We start from the raw sequence: 18,445 nt of genomic DNA on the forward strand, positions 1-18,445 counted from the left end.
CCGGCAGGGCGCGGACGAGGGGCGGGGTGTCGGTGGTGGTCGTCATGGCCGGAACGGTCCGTCCGCGGGACCCCCGCCCGGAAGGGCGACCGGGCCGGGAGCACCCGGGAAGGATCCCGGGCCCACCCGGGACCGCGGCCCGGGACACCGGGCCGTCGCCTGCGCCACACTGGCGCCGTGACCAGCACGGACCCCGCCCGCAGGCGGCGACACGGCGCCGCTGCGCCCACCGTGGCCGCGCTCGTCCTGGCCGTGCTCGTCGCGGCCGAGACCGCCACGGCGGTCGTGGCCGCCGTGGCGGCGGGCTGGACCCTCGACGCGGCGGTCGAGGCGTTCGTCGTGTCCAACGCGGTGATCGGGCTGTCCTGCGGGGTGGCCGGGGTGCTGCTCGCCGGGCAGCGCCCGGGCAACCCGGTCGGCTGGCTGCTGCTCGGCGCCGCGGTCGCCCAGTCCGGCACGGCGGCCTCCACCCCGCTGCTCGACCTGGCCGCGACCGCGGGGGCCCCGACCGCGGTGCTGCGCGCACTGGCCACGGTCGCGGCCTGGTCCTGGCCCTGGTCGATCGGCCTGTTCCTGCCGCTCGCGCTGCTGCTGTTCCCCGACGGGCGGCTCCCGGGCCCGCGCTGGCGGGCCGCGGCCGGGCTGACGGCGGTCAGCGGCCTGCTGTTCGCCACGAGCGTCGGCGCCGACCCGGCCGGGGTGCCCACGTCGCGGGGGCCGGTGGCGCCGTGGCCCGTGCTGCCCGGCTACGCGGGGCTGGCGCCGCTGTGGACGGGGACCGAGCTGCTCAACCTCGCCGTCTACGTGCTCGCCGTGGCCGCGCTGGTGCTGCGCTACCGCCGCGGCGACGAGCAGCGCCGCCGCCAGCTGTTGTGGCTGGTGCTCGCCCTGCTGCTCGTCACGGTGATCTTCGTGCCGTGGGGCCTGTTCGACGCCGGCCCGGTCCTGCAGCTGCTGGCGATCGCGCTCGTGCCCGGCGCGATGACCGTCGCCGTCCTGCGCCACCAGCTGCTCGACATCCGGCTCGTCCTCTCCCGCACCGTGGTCTACCTGCTGCTGACGGCGCTGGTCACGGCCGCGTACCTGGGCCTGGTGGCGCTCGGCGGCACCGCGCTGCGCGGTCCGGTGGTCGGTGGCACCGCGGTCGGTGACGCGGTGCTGGCGACGCTCGTGGTCGCGGTCGCCTTCCACCCCGTGCGGACGTGGCTGCAGCGGCTGGTCGACCGGGCTCTGTACGGTGACCGCTCCGACCCGGCCCGCGCCCTGGCCGGGGTCGGCGAGCGGTTGCGCGCGGCGGACGCGTCGTCGGACTCCGCGGGCGGCGGCGTCGACGCGGCGCTCGCCGCGGTCTGCGAGGCGCTGCGCCTGCCCTACGCGGCCGTCGTCCGCGACGGCGGGGTGCGGTGGGCCCACGGCACCGCGCCCGGGGCGACGCAGGGCGTGCCGCTGGTCTACCGCGGCGAGGACGTCGGCGAGCTGGTCGTCGGGGCCCGCCCCGGGCAGCGCAGCCTGGGGCGGGCCGACCGGGCGGCGTGCGAGGTGCTGGCCGTGCCGCTCGCCGTCGCCGTGCGCGCCACGGACCTCTCCGCGACGCTGCAGCGCTCCCGGGAGCGGATCGTCGCCGCGCGGGAGGAGGAGCGGCGACGCCTGCGCCGCGACCTGCACGACGGCCTCGGCCCGGTGCTCACCGGCATCTCCTTCCAGGCCGACGCCGCCGGGAACCTCCTCGCCACCGATCCCGCGGCCGCCGCCGCGCAGCTCACCGCCCTGCGCGCCGCCGCGACCGAGGCGATCGCCGACGTCCGGCGCCTGGTGCTCGACCTGCGCCCGCCCGCGCTCGACGAGGTCGGGCTGGTCGAGGCGCTGCGCCGGCACGCCGTCCGGCTCGGGACCGGCACGCCCGCGGTCGTCGTCCACGCCGAGGACCCGCTGCCGGCGCTGCCCGCCGCGGTGGAGGTGGCCGCGTACCGGATCGCGGCCGAGGCGATGACCAACGCCGTGCGGCACTCCGGCGGCGACCGCGTCGACCTGCGGATCAGCGTCGCCGACGGCCTGCGCCTCGACGTGCGCGACGACGGCCGCACCGGCCCCGCGTGGACGCCGGGCACCGGCATGACCTCGATGACCGAACGGGCGGCCGAGCTCGGTGGCACGGTCGTCGTCGGACCCTCCGACGGGGGCGGGCGCGTCGCGGCCCGGCTGCCGCTGTGAGCGTGCGGGTGGTGGTCGCCGACGACCACCCCGTGGTCCGCGACGGGCTGTCCGCGCTGCTGGGGACGCGCGCCGGGATCGAGGTCGTCGGCTGCGCGTCCGGTGGGCGCGAGGCCGTGCGGCTGGCCGTGACCCTGCGGCCCGACGTGCTGGTGCTCGACGTGCAGATGCCCGACCTGCACGGCGTCGCCGCCGCCCGGGAGATCGCCCGCGACGCGCCGGGCGTGGCTGTGCTCATGCTGACGATGTTCGACGACGACGACTCGGTCTTCGCCGCCATGCGCGCCGGCGCCCGCGGGTACCTGCTCAAGGGCGCGTCCCAGGACGAGATCGCGCGCGCGATCCACGCCGTCGCGGCCGGGGAGGCGATCTTCGGGCCGGGTGTGGCGCGGCGGCTGCTCGAGCAGCTCGCGGGCCCGGGCGCGGCGGCCGTCCCGTTCCCGGACCTCACGCCGCGCGAGCGGGACGTGCTGGAGCTGCTCACCACCGGGATGCCGACCGCCGACATCGGGCGCAGGCTCGGGCTGGCCGCGAAGACGGTCACCAATCACCTGTCGTCGGTGTTCGCGAAGCTGCAGGTGCCCGGCCGGGCGGAGGCCGTCGAGCGGGCGCGGCGGGCCGGCATGGGGCCGGCGCGCGAGCCCGACCGGTAGGGCGCGTCAGGCCGCCAGCGCGTCGGCGAACACCTCGGGCGCCTCGACCGGCACGAAGTGCCCCACCCCGTCGACCGGCACCACGGTGACGTCGGAGAAGAACTCGCCGAGCCGGTCGGACCACTCCCGGGGGAACAGCGGGTCGGCGTCGGCCCACAGGAACCGGGTGGGCACCGCGATCCGGTCGGCCGGGGCGGGCGCGGTCTCCCCCAGGAACCGCCCGACGACCGACGCCACCGCGCGGTACCAGCCGATCGACGCGACGAACGCGCCCGGCGCGCCGTAGACGGCGGCGAGGTGGTCGAGGCGGTCGTCGGACGGGGTGAAGCCCGGCCCGGACCAGTGCGTCCAGAAGTGGCGCAGGTAGGCGCGGACCCGGCCGACGTCACCGTCGACGAGCTCGCGGGCCAGGTCGAGCCGGTGGAAGGACTGATACCAGAACTCGCCCATCGGCTGCTCGGTGAGGATCCGCGCCCCGACGCCGGGCCCGGGCGGGGTCACGACGAGGGCGCGCACGAGGTCGGGCCGGTCGGCGGCGAGGCGCTGGGCGACGCGGCTGCCGATGTCGTAGCCCCCGACGGCCACGCCGCGCAGACCCAGCTCGTCGAGCAGCCCCGCGACGCTGCGGGCCTGCGCGTCGACGCCGTAGTACCGGGCGGGGTCGAGGTCGTGCTTGTCGGACCCGCCGAACCCGCGCAGGTCGGGCACGACGACGTCGTGGCCGGTACCGGCGAGCCGTTCGGCCACCCCGGCGTGGTCGGTCCGGTCCCCCGGCCAGCCGTGCAGCAGCAGGACCGGTGGCCCGGTGGGCGGTCCCGTCCGGTCGTGGGCGAGGCGGAAGCCGTCGATCGGCGCGGACAGGGGCATGCGGACTCCTGGCGGTCGGACGGGCCGCGGGACCCGGCGGGAGCCCGATCCTCCGCCCGCCGGGCCGCCGCGCGGTTGGAGGCGGGTCCAACGCGGAGCGCCGACGGTTGTGCTGCGCACCGTGTCGCGCACCCCGTCCCCCGGCCGACGATCGGTGCATGAGCAGCGTCGCCCGTCGTCGGGAGTCTTCATGAGGATCACCGAGTTCTTCGACCGCGGACTGCGGCAGAACCCCGACGGGGCCGCCTACGTCATGGACGGCCGCCGGTGGACCTACCGCGAGTCCTACGCCCTGTCCTGCCGGGTGGCCCACGGCCTGACCGCGGCCCTGCGTCCCGGGGCGAAGGTCGCGGTGCTGTCCCCCAACCACCCCGAGGCGTGGATCTGCGTCCTCGCGACGTGGCGGGCGGGGATGGTGTGGGTGCCGCTGAACCCGGCGGTGCCGGCCGCCGAGACCGCCGACCTCGCCGCCTCGCTGGGATGCGAGGCCATCCTCTACCACTCCTCGCTCGGCGAGGTCGTGGAGCTGTTGCGCGACCGGGTGCCGGAGCTGCGGCTGGCCGTGTGCCTCGACCGCACCGACGACGACCGCACCGACGACCGCACCCCCTGGCTGCACGACTGGTGCGGCGACCTGCCGTCCGAGCCGCCGGCCGTCGACACGGCGTTCGAGGACATCGTCGCGATCCCTCCGACCGGCGGGACGACGGGGCTGCCCAAGGGCGTGCTCAACAACCACCGCGGCATCACGACCTCCACCGCGCTGCTGATGATGCTGCTCGACTACGAGGCCCACCAGCCGATCGTCAACCTCGCCGCCGCCCCGATGACGCACACCAGCGGCTTCCTCAGCCTGCCCGCGACCGCGCGCGGCGGCACCGTCGTCGTCCTCGACAAGGCCGACCCGGCGGTCCTCGCCGACGTCGTCGAGGAGCACGGCGTCACCGAGATGTTCCTGCCGCCGACGGTGATCTACCGCTGGCTCGACCACCTCCGCGGGCAGCAGCGCGACTTCTCCTCCCTGCGCTACCTCATCTACGGGTCGGCGCCGATGTCGGTCGACCGGCTGCGGGAGGCCATCGGCGTGTTCGGCCCGGTCATGACCAGCGCCTACGGGCAGACCGAGGCCCCCGGGACGATCGCGCTGATGCGGTGCGCGGAGCTGTTCGACGCCGACGGCACGCTCAACGAGGCCCGGCTGTCGGCGTGCGGGCGGCCCTCGCCCCTGCTGTCGGTCGAGCTCCGCGACGACGACGACCGGCCGGTGCCCCGCGGCGCCGAGGGCGAGATCTGCGTCCGCGGCGACACCGTGATGGTGGGCTACCACGAGCTCCCGGACCGCACGGCCGAGACCGTCGTCGGCGGGTGGCTGCACACCGGCGACGTCGGGCGCCTCGACGACGACGGCTACCTGCACATCACCGACCGCAAGAAGGACATGATCATCTCGGGCGGCTTCAACGTCTTCCCGAGCGAGGTCGAGCAGGTGCTCTGGCGCCACCCCGCGGTCGGCGACTGCGCGGTCGTCGGGGCGCCGCACCCGGACTGGGGCGAGCAGGTCACCGCCGTCGTCGAGCTGCGGGCGGGCGCCTCCGCCACGCCCGAGGAGCTCGTGGCCTGGTGCCGCGGGCGCCTGGGCGGGGTCCGGACGCCGAAGCGGATCGACATCGTGGACGAGCTGCCCCGCAGCCACAACGGCAAGGTGCTGCGCAACCGGGTGCGCGAGACGTACTGGCAGGGCGCGGGGCGGCGGATCTGATGACCGCCCGACGCCTCCCCCCGGTGGCCGAGCTCGCCGCGATGGTCGACGCGCGCGCCTTCGCCCCTGCCACCACCCGCCGGCGCCTCGCCCGGACCCACACGCTGGAGGACCTGCGCGCCCTGGCCCGGCGCCGGGTCCCGCGCGCCGTGTTCGACTACGTCGAGGGCGGCGCCGAGCAGGAGGTCAGCATCGCCCGCTCCCGGGCGGCGTTCCGCGACGTCCGGTTCCGCCCGCAGGTCCTGCGCGACGTCGGCGAGGTCGACCTGGGCCGGACGATGCTCGGCAGGCGGGCGGAGCTGCCCGTCGTCCTGGCGCCCACCGGCTACACGCGGATGATGCACCACGAGGGCGAGCGGGCCGTGGCCCGCGCCGCCGCCCGCGCCGGCATCCCCTACGCGCTGTCGACGGTCGGCACGACGTCGGTGGAGGACCTGGTCGCGGCCGCGCCGACCGGCCGCACCTGGTTCCAGCTCTACCTCTGGCGCGACCGGGCCGCGAGCGCGGCGCTGGTGGCGCGCGCGCTGGCCGCGGGCTGCGACACGATGATCCTCACCGTCGACACCCCGGTGTCCGGCGCGCGGTTCCGCGACGTCCGCAACGGCCTCACCATCCCGCCGCGGATCGGCCCGCGGACCCTCGCCGACATGGCGCTCCACCCGCGCTGGTGGATCGACCTGGTCAGCACCGAGCCGTTGCGGTTCGCGTCGTTCAGCTCCTGGCAGGGCACCGCCGCCGAGCTCGCCGACAGCCTGTTCGACCCGACCGCGGGCCTCGCCGACCTCCGGTGGCTGCGCGACGCCTGGCCGCACAGGCTCGTCGTCAAGGGGATCCAGGGCGTCGCCGACGCCCGGACGGTCCTCGACGCCGGCGCGGACGGCGTCGTGCTGTCCAACCACGGCGGGCGCCAGCTCGACCGCACCGAGGCGCCGCTGCGCCTGCTGCCCGAGGTGCGCGCGGCGCTGGGCGCGGACGCCGAGGTCTACGTCGACGGCGGCGTCACCTCGGGTGCCGACGTCGCCGCCGCGGTGGCGCTCGGGGCGACCGGCGTCCTCGTGGGGCGCGCCTACCTCTACGGCCTGATGGCCGGCGGCGAGGCCGGGGTGGCCCGTGCCGTCGACATCCTGCGCACCGACCTCGCCCGCACCCTGCGGCTGCTGGGCGTCACGGCGGTGGACGCCCTCACCGGCACCCACGCCGCGCTCGGCGACCGCCCGCACCACCGACCGACCGACGTCCTCGAACGAGCAGGGAGCAGCTGATGTACGACGACTACGAGTTCCTGAAGGTGGAGCCCGGCGACGACCGGGTCCTGCGCATCACCATGAACCGGCCGGAGAAGCTCAACGCCTCGGGCGAGGTCGGGCACGGCGAGCAGGGCCGGATCTGGCGGGAGTTCGACGACGACCCCGACATGAACGTCGCCCTGATCACCGGGGCGGGCCGCGCCTTCAGCGCCGGCGGCGACATCGACGCGGGCAACGGCCCCGCGGAGGTCGACACCCGCGACGGCCGGGCGCTGGTGCGCAACATGATCGCCTGCCGGAAGCCGATCGTCTCCGCGATCAACGGGGTCGCCGTGGGCGGCGGGCTGGCCATCGCGCTGCTCGCCGACATCTCCATCGCCAGCGAGCGGGCGGTCCTCATGGACGGCCACGTCAAGCTGGGCATCGCCGCGGGCGACCACGCCGCGCTGGTCTGGCCGCTGTCGATCGGGCTGGCCCGCTCCAAGTACCACCTCCTGATGTGCGACCGGATCACCGGCAAGGAGGCCGCGGAGATCGGGCTGGTCGGGAAGTGCGTTCCCCACGAGGAGCTGATGGCCACCGCCGAGGACGCCGCGCAGCGCCTCGCCCGGGGGCCGCAGTTCGCGATCCAGGCCACCAAGGCCGCGCTCAACGACTGGTACCTGCAGAACATCGCCATCTTCGAGCACTCGCTCTACATGGAGGCGCACAGCCTGACCCTCCCCGACGCCGCGGCGGGCATCGCCGCGGTGCGCGGCAAGACCGAGCCCGTGTTCCCCGGGGCCGTCGGCTCCCACCGCTACTAGGAAGGCCCTGCGATGCAACCGATCGCCGTCTCGACCGACATCCCGCTGGAGATCGCCGTCGACGCGATCCCCGACGACGACCGCGTCTGGGTGCCGCAGGCGCCGGGCGTGTTCTTCCGGCCGCTGTTCATCAACACCGTCACCGGCCAGTGGTGCAACCTGCTCAAGGTGACGCGGTCGGGGATCGTGTCCCGCCACCGCCACCCCGGCATCGTCGTCGGCTACGTCGTGAAGGGCGAGTGGAAGTACGACGAGCACGAGTGGACCGCCCGCGAGGGGGGCTTCGTCTACGAGCCGCCCGGCGAGATCCACACCCTGCGCGTCCCCGAGCACTGCACCGAGATGATCACGTTCTTCAACATCAGCGGCGCGATGATCTACCTCGACGACGACGGCCGGCAGGCCGGCTACGAGGACGCGTTCACCAAGCTCGACATGTGCCGCGCGCACTACGCGGGCAACGGGCTCGGGGCCGGGTATGCCGACCAGTTCCGTCGCTGACGCGGGGACCGTGCGCGCCGCGGTGTACCTCGGCCCGGGCTCGGTCGACGTCCGCGACGTCGCGCGTCCCGAGGCGGGCGACGGGGAGGTGCTGGTCCGCGTCGAGTACGCCGGGATCTGCGGCACCGACCTCGCGATCGAGGCGGGGTCGCACCCCCGCGCGGCCGCACCGCTGGTGCTCGGGCACGAGATCGTCGGGACCGTCGAGCGGGCAGCGGCGGGCGGCCCGCCCGTCGGGACCCGGGTGGCCGTGGAGCCGCTCATCGCCTGCGGGACCTGCCGGGCCTGCCGCGACGGGCACCGGCACGTGTGCCGGGACCTGCGGCTGTTCGGCATCGACGCCCCGGGCGGGCTCGCCGAGCTCGTCGCGGTGCCGGCCGACCGGGTCCTGCCCGTCGACGCGGGGGTCGGGGCCCGGCTCGCGGCCTGGGCCGAGCCGCTGGCCGTCGCGGTGCACGCCGTCGCCCGCGCGGGGATGACCGGCGGGGAGGCGGTCCTCGTCTTCGGCGCCGGCCCCATCGGCATCCTCACCGCGCTGGTCGCGCGCCGGGCCGGGGCGTCCCGGGTGGTGCTGGTCGAGCCGCGGACGGCGCGGCGGGCCACCGCCGAGCGGTGCGGGTTCGAGCTGGCCCCGGCGGGAACCGACGCGGTGGCGTGGTTCCGCTCCACGCACGGCGGCGAGGGCGCCGACGTCGTGTTCGACGCCGCGGGGCACCGCGACGTCGCCCGGGTCCTACCGTCGGCGGTCCGGGAGACCGGCACCGTCGTGCTGGTCGCCGTCTACACCGCGCCGGTGGCCGTCGACCTGCGCGCGGTGTGCTTCGGTGAGCAGCGCATCGTCGGCGCCCGCGTCTACACCCGCCGCGACGTCGCCGACGCCCTCGCGCTGCTGGTCGACGACGTGCTCGGCCTCGACCGGCTGCCCGTCGCCGTGCTCCCCCTGGAGTCGGTCGCGGAGGCGTTCCGGCTCGCCCGGGCCGACGACGCCCCCATGAAGGTGCTGCTCGCGGTGCCCGCGCGGTAGCGGGGGCCGACCGCCCGTCGACCCGGCCCCGCGCCGGTCGGCGGGCGCTTCAGCGTTCCCGCTCCTCACCGACCTCCGCGGCGAGCACCCAGGTCACCTCGAGCAGGGTGTCGGTGGAGTCGAGGTCGGCACCGGTGACGGCGGCGAAGCGCGCGAGCCGGTAGCGCAGGGTGTTCTGGTGGACGACGAGGGCGGTCGACGCGCGGGCCACGTTGCGGTCGGCCTCCACGTAGGCGCGCACGCTGCGCCAGATCAGCACGCCGAACTCGCCCAGCTCGTCGAGCGGGGCACGGTAGCGGTGGCGCAGCAGGGTCGTCACGGCGTCGTCGCGGTCGACCGCGAGCCGCCAGCCGACGTCCTCGATCGACCGGCGGCCGCGGATCCCCCGCCGCCACATCCAGTCGTGCACGCGCTGCGCCACGTCGAAGGAGGCGGCGACCTCGGCGAGCTCGGCGGCCGGCCCCAGCGCCACCGTGGCTTCGAGGCCCGGCGCGTCGGCGGTGCCGGAGACCACCCCGATGCAGGAGCCCGCGTCGATCCCGACGACGTCGGCGGACCGGGCCTCCAGGCGCCGGCGCAGGACCTCCAGCGACGACCCGGGCGCCGGGCTGGCCTTGACCGCCCGGTAGGCCGCGCCCGCGTCCAGCCCGAACGCCCGGACCCGCTCGTCGATCATCGCCGGGGTCAGCTGCCCGGCCAGCAGCTCGCGCAGGAACGCCGAGCGCAGGTGCGAGTCGCGCAGGGCGTCGCTGATGCTGCGGCGCTGGAACAGCTCCCCGACGCGGTCGGTGAGGGCGTCGCTCAGCGCCCACAGGATCTGGGTGGAGCCGAGCAGCTCGACGGGGCTCACCGCGCGCTCGGTGGCGATCTCGACGAAGCGCTCCTGCATGATCCCGAGCGAGGTGCGCAGGCCCTGCATCGCGTCCTGGACCCGCAGGCCCTGCCCGACGCGCTCGTCGATGCGGACGGCCAGGGCCTCGACGTCGCGCTCCACGACGACCGGGCGCCCGGCGAGCAGCGAGTCGCAGACGACGTCGAGGTTCATCCGGGCCGAGACCTCGACGGCGCTGCGCGGGACGAGGGCGTAGGAGGCCTGGTTGCGGGTCAGCGACCGGTCGACGATGGTGTCGACGTCGGCCGCCAGTGCCTCGACGCTGTCCCGGAAACCCTGGCTGACCGCCACGCCCCGCACCCCCACGTCGCTGTCGGAGTCAGTGTTGTAGCAGACGCGGAGCCCCGGAGGAGCCGCTCAGTACGTGCTGCGCCCGCCGCTGATGTCGAACACGGCGCCGGCGCTGTAGGAGCACGCGGGCGAGGACAGCCACGCGGCGAGCTCGGCCACCTCCTCGACGCAGAGCAGCCGTCCGATCGGCGCGAGCGCGGTGTTCTCCTCGATCATCCGCCGCCGGTGCTCCGGCCCGTCGACGTTCCACAGCGCGGTCTCCGCCGGCCCCGGGGTGATCGCGTTGACGAGCACCCCGGACGCCGCGAGCTCGGCGCCGAGGCTCTTGGTCAGCGAGATCAGCGCCGCCTTCGACGCCCCGTACTGCGCGGTGAGCGGCCGGGGCTCCTTGCCCGCGATCGAGGCGATGTTCACGACGCGGCCCCAGCCCGCGTCCCGCATGGCCGGCACCAGGGCCCGGGCGCAGAGCAGCGCGCCGGTCAGGTTGACCGCCAGCGCCCGGTCCCAGTCGGCCATCGGCAGGGCGAGGACCGAGCCGCGGGTGGCCGGCACGGCGGCGTTGTTGACCAGCACGTCGGGCGCACCGATCGCCGCCGCGGTGCCCGCCGCGGCCGCGGCGACGCCGGCCTCGTCGGCGACGTCGACGACGGCGGTGTGCACGCGGCCCCCGTCCGGGCCCAGTGCCCGGCCCGCCGCGGCGAGCGCCTCGGCGTCGCGGTCCCAGAGCGAGACGGCGCAGCCGTCGCCGAGCAGGCGCTCGGCGACGGCCAGGCCGATGCCGCGCGCCGCGCCGGTGACGACGGCGCGCCGCACCGGCGCACTCACCGGGCGCCCTCCGCGCCCGCGGCGACGGCGCCGGGGACGGAGCGGGCGCCGGTGCCCGCGGTCCCGCCCGGCCGGCGGCGGGCCGTGCGGCGGACCAGCGCGGCCGCGGACACCCCGGACAGCAGCACGATCACCGTCACGCCGATCCCGAGGGCGCCGGTGCCCCACGCGGTCACGACGAGGGTGGCGACGAACGGGGTGAAGCCCCCGACGATGTTGCCCAGCTGCATCGCCACCGACAGGCCCGAGTAGCTGACCGCCGGGTCGAAGGACTCCGCGAGCATCGAGGGGAAGGCACCGGTGAGGACGCCCCAGCCGAGGCCGTAGAACAGCACGTAGGCGCCGATCACCAGGCCGGGGGTGCCGCCGGCGATCATCGGCAGGAACAGCACGCCCATCACGGCGAGCACCAGGACGCCCGTGGCGTGCACGGGGAGCCGCCCGATCCGGTCCGACAGCCCGCCGGCGAGCGGCAGGAGCACCAGGTGCAGCGCGCTGGCCACCAGGACGCCGATCAGCGGCAGCGAACCGGGGACCCCCTGGAGCTTGGCGAAGGACAGGCTGTAGGCGATCGCGATGTAGGCCGTCACCGCCACGCCGACCTGCACGCCGACGGCGAACAGGATCTCGACCGGGTGGGTGCGGACGAGCTCGAGGATCGGCGACCGCGACACCTGCCGGCTCGCCTTGAGCCGCTCGAACTCCGGGCTCTCGGCGACGGTGCGCCGGATCAGCAGGCCGACGATGACGAGCACGCCGCCCGCCCAGAACGGGATGCGCCAGCCCCACGCCAGCAGCGCCTCCTGGCCCAGCTGGCCGACGGCGAGGAACGCCAGGTTGCCCAGGATCAGGCCCAGCGACAGCCCGGCGCCCGGCAGCGCCGAGAACAGCCCGCGCCGCCCCTCCCCCGCGTGCTCGGCGACCATGAGGATCGCGCCGCTCTGCTCGCCGCCGAAGGCGAAGCCCTGCACGAGCCGGAGCGCCACCAGCAGCGCCGCCCCCCAGTAGCCGATGGAGTCGTAGCCGGGCAGGCACCCGATGAGCACCGTCGACAGGCCCATCATCAGGACCGTCACGACCAGGATGTTCTTGCGTCCCATCCGGTCGCCGAGGTGACCGAACACGATGCCGCCCAGGGGGCGGGCGAGGAACCCGACGCCGAAGGTGGCGAAGGACGCCAGCACCCCCACGGCGGGGTCGGTCGAGGGGAAGAACACCGGGCCGAAGACCAGCGCGGCCGCGAGGCCGTAGATCGCGAAGTCGTAGTACTCCAGCATCGTGCCGGCCATCCCGGCGGCCGCCGCCCGGCGCATCTTGGGGCGGGATCGGGCCTGGGCCTGGTCCTGTGCGGGTGCTGACATGCCATGCTCCTCATCGAAAACGGCGGGATCGAAAACGGCGTGCTCGGGGCCCGCGGGCCCCCATCGGGCGCGCGGGTGTGGCGGATCGGGCAGGAGGGGTCGGGCGGCGTCAGGCGCCGACCCGGATGACGACCTTGCCCACGACCGAGCCGGTCGCCAGCAGGCGCTGCGCCTCCTGGGTCTCCTCCCACGGGACGACGCGGTCGATCGTCGGGCGGAGGTCGGTGAGGTCGAGCGCGCGGACACCGGCGTACATCGCGGCCAGCTCGTCGGCGCTGCGGGTGCGGAAGGTGACCCCGCGCAGCGTGAGCCGCTTGAGCGAGAACGCCTCCAGGTCGGCGGTGACCTCGGTGCCCGCGACGCGGCCGACGTTGACGATCCGCCCCCGGACGGCCGTGGCGGCCACGATGTCCGGGAAGTAGGCGCCGCCGACGTGGTCGACGGTCAGGTCGACGCCGTTCCCGCCGGTGGCGGCCAGCACGTCGTCGGCGAAGCCGGAGCCGGTGCTGTGCAGCACGAGGTCGGCGCCCAGTCCGCGCAGGACGTCGTCGGCGCGGTCCGAGCGGGCCAGCGCGATGACGCGGGCCGCGCCGAGGCTGCGGGCGAGCTGCACGCCCTGCATCCCCATCCCGGAGGTGGCGCCGGTGACCAGCACCTGGTCACCGGGGGCGAACGCGCCCGCGGCGGTCAGGGCGTCGCACTCGGTGAGCAGGCCGACGACCGCGGCGGCCGCGTCCTCGTCGCTCCAGCCGTCCGGGACCGGCACCAGGCAGCGGGCGTCGACGACGACCTGCTCCGCGAGGCCCCCGGCGGTCATCGTCATGACGCGGTCGCCGACGCGGACGTCGGTGACGCCGGCGCCGACCTCGAGCACCTCGCCGGCCGCGTCCAGGCCCGCCACCCACGCCGTCCCGTCGGCCGGCGGGGTGCCGTAGCCGCCCTCGGGCACGAACTGGTCGACGTAGTTGACCGAGCCCGCGCGGACGGCGATGCGGACGCTGCCGGGCGCGAGCGCCGGTTCGGGTGCCTCGCCGACGGCGAGCGTGGTGCCGGTGGTGTCGCGGTGGATCAGTACTGCCCTCATGCGGGGGCTCCGTCCGTGTGGGTGGCGAGCTCGGCCCGCAGCGCCTCGACGGTCCGGACCGGGTCGGACCCGTCCCAGTCGACCGACGCGCGGGCGATGGCGTCGAACAGGGCGCGCTTCTCGGCGCCCCGCTCGGAGACCTCGATCATGGAGCCGTGGTGGGCCCCGCTCTCGAGGTAGGCGAAGCGGTCGTCCGGCCGGCCGCGGCCGGACTTCCCGGCCTGCATCTCGACGTAGCCGCGGGAGAGCGCGGTCGCCATGAGGTCGTCGAAGTGCTCGGTCCAGTAGGCGATGTGCTGCAGGCCGTGCCCGACGGTGTCGAGGAACGTGCGGAAGACCGACGGCACGTCGTCGTGCTGCTGGAGGAGCTCGATCTGCACGGGTCCCTGCTGCGCCAGCGCGATGCTGACGCGCGGGCAGGGTGCGGGCCGGCCCCGGTAGGTGAAGTCGGTGACCGGGCTGTCCTCGATGTAGTAGAAGGGCCCGACTCCCGGGCCGTCGACCCAGTGCCGGATCGCGGCGTGGACGTCCGGGACGACGTAGCAGAGCTGGCGGATGGGTCCGAAGGCCGGATGCACGGTGGTCGCCGCCCGTCAGACGATCGGGCGGACGAGCCGCTGTGCGAGCTTCCACGACCCGGAAGGGTCGCGGCGGACCGTGTCGTGGAACTCCCCGACGCTGAACCGCCCCCCGGACCGGAAGGTGATCACCTTCGACCGGCAGGTCGCGGTGTCGGGGCCGGTCGCCGTCACGGTCACGGTGGACGTGTGGTGGCTCAGCGCGCGGCCGGTCATGCCCTCGAGCGTGGCGACCAGGGCGTCGCGGCCCTCCAGGCGCAGGACGCCCGGGTTCTCGTAGACGACGTCCTCGGTGAGGACGGCCGGGAAGCGCTGCGCGTACTCGCCGCTGTCGAACGCGTAGCTCACCTCGGCGACGAGGTGGTGCAGGGTGAGGACGTCGCGCTCGGAGAGCTGGGCGGCGTCGGGGTCGTGCACGGTCTGGCTCATGATGCGGATCTCCTGGACGCGGTGGCGAGCGGCGCTGCTCCCGCATCGGGCGGGGTGCCGTCCCTCACTCTCCCGACTCCCGCGACGGCGAGGAATGGTGCCGCCACCAACTCCGCCCCGCGGTCGTTGGAGCCGTCTCCAACCCGTGACGGGCGAGGGTGAGCGGCATGAGAGCTGCCATCTACCGCCGGACCGGTGCCGCCGCCGACGTCCTCGAGGTCGTCGACCTCCCCGTGCCCGCACCGGGCCCGGACGAGGTGCTGGTGCGGATCAGCGCGTCGGCGATCAACCCCACCGACTGGAAGCAGCGCGCCGGCATCACGGGGGGCGATCCCGAGGACTTCCAGGTGCCCCACCACGACGGCGTCGGGCGGGTGGAGGCGGTCGGAGCGCAGGTCACGGGCCTGGCCGTCGGTCAGCGGGTGTGGCTGCACCTCGCCGCGTTCGGCAACCCGTACGGCACGGCAGCGGAGTACGCAGCGGTGCGCGCCGACCGGGCGGTCCCCCTGTCCGACGGGGCCTCCGACGACCTCGGGGCCTGCTTGGGCGTCCCGGCGCTCACCGCGGCGCACTGCCTCGGGGGCGACCCGGAGGCGCTGCGCGGGACGACGGTGCTGGTCGCGGGCGGGGCCGGCGCGGTCGGGCACTTCGCGATCGAGCTGGCCGCGCACGCGGGCGCCCGCGTCGTCACGACCGTCAGCTCGCCGGCGAAGGCCGAGCTGGCCCGGGCCGCGGGCGCGGACGTGGTGCTCGACTACACCTCCGGCGACGTCGCCGCGCGGGTCCTGGAGGCGGTCGGGCCCGTCGACCGGATCGTCGAGGTGGCGCTGGCCGCCAACGTCGGGCTCGACGTCGCGGTCGCGGCCCCGGGAGCGGTGATCTCGGTGTACGCCGTGGAGAAGGAGTCGCCGCGGCTGCCCGTCGCGCCCCTGGCCACGGCGAACGTGACGATCCGGTTCGTGCTGCTCTACACCGTCCCCGACGCCGCACGCGCGGCGGCGATCGCGTGGACGACCGCGGCGGTGGACGCCGGGGCGCTGACCCCGCTCCCGATCACCGCCTACGGCCTCGAGGACGTGGTGGCGGCGCAGCAGGCCGTCGAGTCCGGCGCGGTCGGCAAGGTCGTCCTGCGCCCGTAGCGCGCGGAACATCCCTCGGCCGAGGTGGAACGCCCGGCGGCCCGGGTACTCTCGCCGCGTGCGACACACGGCCTCGGTGCAGACCTCCTCGACCCGGACCCCGACCCGATGAGCGGGCTCTTCGCGCTCCTCGACGACGTCGCCGCGCTCGTCCGGCTCACCGCGGCGTCGCTCGACGACATCGCGGGCGCGGCCGGGCGCGCGGGGGTCAAGGCGGCGGGTGTCGTCGTCGACGACGCGGCGGTGACCCCGCGCTACGTGCAGGGCCTGGAGCCCAAGCGCGAGCTGTCGATCATCGGGCGGATCGCCAAGGGCTCGCTGCGCAACAAGCTGCTGTTCATCCTCCCGGCCGCGCTGCTGCTGAGCCAGTTCGCGCCCTGGGCCCTCACCCCGATCCTCATGCTGGGCGGCACGTACCTCTGCTACGAGGGCGCGGAGAAGATCTGGGAGCTGGTCGCCGGGCACCACCCGTCACCGGAGGAGACGCAGGAGTCGAAGGAGGCCGAACCCGCCGACCACGAGAAGAAGGTCGTCTCGGGCGCCGTGCGGACCGACTTCATCCTGTCCGCGGAGATCATGGTCATCGCGCTCAACGAGGTCGCGGCGGAGGGCCTGCTGTCGCGGGCGATCATCCTGCTGGTGGTGGCCATCGCCATCACGGTGCTCGTCTACGGCGTGGTCGCCCTGATCGTCAAGATGGACGACGCCGGCCTCGTGCTGGCGCAGCGCGACTCCGCGGCCGTGGCCGCGCTGGGCCGCGGCCTGGTCCGGGCGATGCCGATCGTGCTCTCCGTGCTGTCCACCGTGGGCATCGCGGCGATGCTCTGGGTCGGCGGGCACATCCTGCTCGTCGGCATCGACGAGCTCGGGTTCCACCCGATCTACGAGTTCGTGCACCACGTCGAGGTGCTCGTGCACGACGCCACCGGCCCGCTCGGCGGCTTCCTCGGCTGGCTCACCAACACCGTCTTCTCCGCGATCCTCGGGCTGATCGTCGGCGCGGTGGTCGTGGCGGTCCTGCACCTGCTGCCCAAGCGCAAGGCCGCCGCGCACTGATCCCCACCGCCCCGACCCTCACCGCCCCGACCCTCACCGCACGGCGTCTCCGGCCCCCTGCCGACCGGTGATCGCCGCGCGGGCCGGGGCGTCGTCGTCGGACTGCACGAGGCGGGCGAGCTCGCGCAGCGTCTCGCGGTCCCCGTCGTCGCGCACCGAGATCGAGAACTCGACGTCGGTGACCACCGACCGGAAGCGGTCGAGCAGCCGGGCGCCGATCTCGTCGTAGGTGCCGATGACGGCGAACAGGTCGAGGACGTCGTCGTCGATCAGGACGGGCAGCTCCTCCCACCGCTGGGCCTTGGAGAGGTGCTTGGCCTCGTCGGCGAGGTCGCCGAGGCCGAGGTGCGCGAAGGCGGCGCGGTAGCCCGGCGTGGAGGCGTAGAACGCGATCCGCGCCCGCGCGTCGCGCACCTTCGGGACCAGCTCCTCCTGCGTCCGCGCCGAGGCGACCAGCGGCTTCATGCACACCCGGAACTCGTCGAGCGGACGCCCGGACCGGGCCGCACCGTGCCGGACGGCGGGCAGCATGACCTCCGCGATGTAGGACGGCGTGCAGACCGGGTGCGGCCGGACGCCGTCGGCGACCTCGCCGGCCACCGCGCACATGTTCGGGTTGATCGCGGCGAGGTGGACCGGGATGCCGGGGTGCTCGATCGGCCCGGCGTCGAACAGCGGGACCATGAGGTCGAGCGTGTAGTGCTCGCCGCGGACGTCGAGCGGGGTGCCGTTCTGCCAGCAGTCCCACACCGCGCGCACGGCCTGCACGTACTCCCGCATCCACGGGCCGGGCGGCGACCACGGCACGCCGTAGCGGCGCTGGATGTGGCCGCGGACCTGGGTGCCCATCCCGAGCGTGAACCGGCCGCGCGACAGCTTCTGCAGCGTCCACGCCTGCATCGCCATGACCGTGGGGCTGCGGGGGAAGGCGATCGTGACGGCCGTGCCGAGCCGCAGCCGCTCGGTCGTGGTGGCCGCCAGCGCGAGCAGCGTGAACGGGTCGTCCTTGGTCTCCTCGACGACGAGCCCGCCGTACCCGACCTCCTCGAGCAGGGCGGCCCCGGCCGCGACGGAGTGGATGTCGAGCGGGATCTCGGGGGCGCGCAGACCGGGGTCCACCTTGCCCAGGGGCAGCAGGGTCTCGAGACGCACGGGGAACTCCTTCACGACGCTGGTCCGGCGACCTGCCGACCGTACGGGTCGCGCGCCACCCCCGTCTGCGTCCGCGAGCACCTATGATCGCGACGACGGACCGTCGATTGTCGACAGCTCTCCGCCCTGGAAGGGACGCCCCCACCATGCTGACCCCCGAGATCATCGCCGCCCGCGAGCAGGTGCTCGCCGCCCACCTCGACGGCGAGAGCGCCAAGGACGTCGACGCCGTCCTCGCGACCTTCGGCGGCGAGCCCGCCTACGACCTCGTCAGCGCGGGCAAGACCGTCCGGGGCAGCGACGACGTGCGGAAGTTCCTGCAGACCTTCTTCGACTCGATGGGGCCCAACACCCACATCGGCGAGGCGTTCTACCACGGCGACGACGCCACGGCCGTCGAGGTGCTGACCGTCTTCCCCGACGGGTTCGACGGGCAGCAGACGGGCCAGGTCGTCGAGGTCCGCTCGATGGGCGTCTTCCTGTTCGACGGGGCCGAGATGCACACCGAGAAGCTGTACGCCGACGTGACGCCGCTGGTCCCGTTCATGCCCTGGCTGCTCGACGACTGAG

The 18,445-nt window shown here is 75.2% G+C and carries 18 protein-coding genes; 10 read left to right on the forward strand and 8 right to left on the reverse strand.

Going from position 1 to position 18,445, the window contains the following annotated elements; translation table 11 throughout:
- Positions 1-177: 177 nt before the first annotated feature.
- Both HOP40_RS26310 and HOP40_RS26315 read left to right on the forward strand, forming a co-directional pair.
- On the forward strand, positions 178-2,211 hold the full coding sequence (locus tag HOP40_RS26310) for a sensor histidine kinase (protein WP_172163295.1): 2,034 nt from the start codon (positions 178-180) through the stop codon (positions 2,209-2,211).
- Positions 2,208-2,864, forward strand: coding sequence for a response regulator transcription factor (locus tag HOP40_RS26315; RefSeq protein ID WP_205346924.1), 657 nt, complete (start codon positions 2,208-2,210; stop codon positions 2,862-2,864). Before HOP40_RS26310 ends, HOP40_RS26315 begins: the two co-directional genes overlap by 4 nt.
- Positions 2,865-2,870: 6 nt before the next feature.
- On the opposite strand, the gene HOP40_RS26320 is transcribed toward HOP40_RS26315, so the two are convergent.
- On the reverse strand, positions 2,871-3,731 hold the full coding sequence (locus tag HOP40_RS26320) for an alpha/beta fold hydrolase (protein WP_172163298.1): 861 nt from the start codon (positions 3,729-3,731) through the stop codon (positions 2,871-2,873).
- Between the two features lie 190 nt (positions 3,732-3,921).
- Here HOP40_RS26320 and HOP40_RS26325 point away from each other — a divergent pair, with 190 nt between their 5' ends.
- The 5 genes from HOP40_RS26325 to HOP40_RS26345 are packed head-to-tail and all read left to right on the forward strand — an operon-like array spanning position 3,922 to position 9,068.
- A complete protein-coding gene (locus tag HOP40_RS26325; protein WP_172163301.1) occupies positions 3,922-5,490 on the forward strand; it encodes a class I adenylate-forming enzyme family protein in 1,569 nt (522 codons plus the stop codon).
- Positions 5,490-6,752, forward strand: coding sequence for an alpha-hydroxy acid oxidase (locus HOP40_RS26330; protein WP_172163304.1), 1,263 nt, complete (start codon positions 5,490-5,492; stop codon positions 6,750-6,752). Before HOP40_RS26325 ends, HOP40_RS26330 begins: the two co-directional genes overlap by 1 nt.
- Complete coding sequence (locus HOP40_RS26335; protein ID WP_205346925.1) at positions 6,752-7,543, forward strand: enoyl-CoA hydratase/isomerase family protein; 792 nt, start codon at positions 6,752-6,754, stop codon at positions 7,541-7,543. The genes HOP40_RS26330 and HOP40_RS26335 overlap by 1 nt, the downstream gene beginning before the upstream one ends.
- A gap of 12 nt (positions 7,544-7,555) precedes the next feature.
- Positions 7,556-8,044: a 2,4'-dihydroxyacetophenone dioxygenase family protein gene (locus HOP40_RS26340; RefSeq protein ID WP_172163307.1), complete on the forward strand. Its 489-nt coding sequence runs from the start codon at positions 7,556-7,558 to the stop codon at positions 8,042-8,044.
- 10 nt (positions 8,045-8,054) lie between these two features.
- The gene (locus HOP40_RS26345; protein ID WP_172163310.1) at positions 8,055-9,068 is read left to right on the forward strand and encodes a zinc-dependent alcohol dehydrogenase; all 1,014 of its coding nucleotides are present in this window, start codon (positions 8,055-8,057) and stop codon (positions 9,066-9,068) included.
- 49 nt (positions 9,069-9,117) lie between these two features.
- Here HOP40_RS26345 and HOP40_RS26350 read toward each other — a convergent pair whose 3' ends face one another.
- From HOP40_RS26350 to HOP40_RS26375, 6 genes are all read right to left on the reverse strand, one after another.
- A complete protein-coding gene (locus tag HOP40_RS26350; RefSeq protein WP_172163313.1) occupies positions 9,118-10,251 on the reverse strand; it encodes a PucR family transcriptional regulator in 1,134 nt (377 codons plus the stop codon).
- 66 nt (positions 10,252-10,317) lie between these two features.
- Positions 10,318-11,076, reverse strand: coding sequence for an SDR family NAD(P)-dependent oxidoreductase (locus tag HOP40_RS26355; protein ID WP_172163316.1), 759 nt, complete (start codon positions 11,074-11,076; stop codon positions 10,318-10,320).
- Positions 11,073-12,437 carry an MFS transporter gene (locus HOP40_RS26360; RefSeq protein WP_172163319.1) on the reverse strand — a complete coding sequence of 455 codons (1,365 nt, stop codon included), beginning with the start codon at positions 12,435-12,437 and terminating at the stop codon, positions 11,073-11,075. The genes HOP40_RS26355 and HOP40_RS26360 overlap by 4 nt, the downstream gene beginning before the upstream one ends.
- 109 nt (positions 12,438-12,546) lie before the next feature.
- Entirely contained in the window at positions 12,547-13,521 is a 975-nt protein-coding gene (locus HOP40_RS26365) for a quinone oxidoreductase family protein (RefSeq protein WP_172163322.1), read from the reverse strand.
- Positions 13,518-14,099 carry a VOC family protein gene (locus HOP40_RS26370; RefSeq protein ID WP_205346926.1) on the reverse strand — a complete coding sequence of 194 codons (582 nt, stop codon included), beginning with the start codon at positions 14,097-14,099 and terminating at the stop codon, positions 13,518-13,520. The genes HOP40_RS26365 and HOP40_RS26370 overlap by 4 nt, the downstream gene beginning before the upstream one ends.
- Before the next feature lie 15 nt (positions 14,100-14,114).
- Positions 14,115-14,528 (reverse strand): nuclear transport factor 2 family protein, encoded by a 414-nt coding sequence (locus tag HOP40_RS26375; protein ID WP_172163325.1) that lies wholly within the window; start codon positions 14,526-14,528, stop codon positions 14,115-14,117.
- 167 nt (positions 14,529-14,695) lie between these two features.
- On the opposite strand from HOP40_RS26375, the gene HOP40_RS26380 reads away from it, so the two are divergent.
- Positions 14,696-15,667: an NADPH:quinone reductase gene (locus HOP40_RS26380; RefSeq protein WP_172163328.1), complete on the forward strand. Its 972-nt coding sequence runs from the start codon at positions 14,696-14,698 to the stop codon at positions 15,665-15,667.
- A 108-nt stretch (positions 15,668-15,775) separates the two neighbouring features.
- Entirely contained in the window at positions 15,776-16,723 is a 948-nt protein-coding gene (locus HOP40_RS26385; RefSeq protein ID WP_172163331.1) for a DUF808 domain-containing protein, read from the forward strand.
- 33 nt (positions 16,724-16,756) lie between these two features.
- Here the strand turns inward: HOP40_RS26385 and HOP40_RS26390 are convergent, their stop codons facing one another.
- Positions 16,757-17,875, reverse strand: coding sequence for a TIGR03617 family F420-dependent LLM class oxidoreductase (locus HOP40_RS26390; protein WP_172163334.1), 1,119 nt, complete (start codon positions 17,873-17,875; stop codon positions 16,757-16,759).
- A gap of 146 nt (positions 17,876-18,021) precedes the next feature.
- Between HOP40_RS26390 and HOP40_RS26395 the strand changes: the two genes are divergently transcribed.
- Positions 18,022-18,444: a nuclear transport factor 2 family protein gene (locus tag HOP40_RS26395; RefSeq protein WP_172163337.1), complete on the forward strand. Its 423-nt coding sequence runs from the start codon at positions 18,022-18,024 to the stop codon at positions 18,442-18,444.
- Position 18,445: the final 1 nt, after the last annotated feature.

This window comes from Pseudonocardia broussonetiae, assembly GCF_013155125.1.
Taxonomy (GTDB): domain Bacteria; phylum Actinomycetota; class Actinomycetes; order Mycobacteriales; family Pseudonocardiaceae; genus Pseudonocardia; species Pseudonocardia broussonetiae.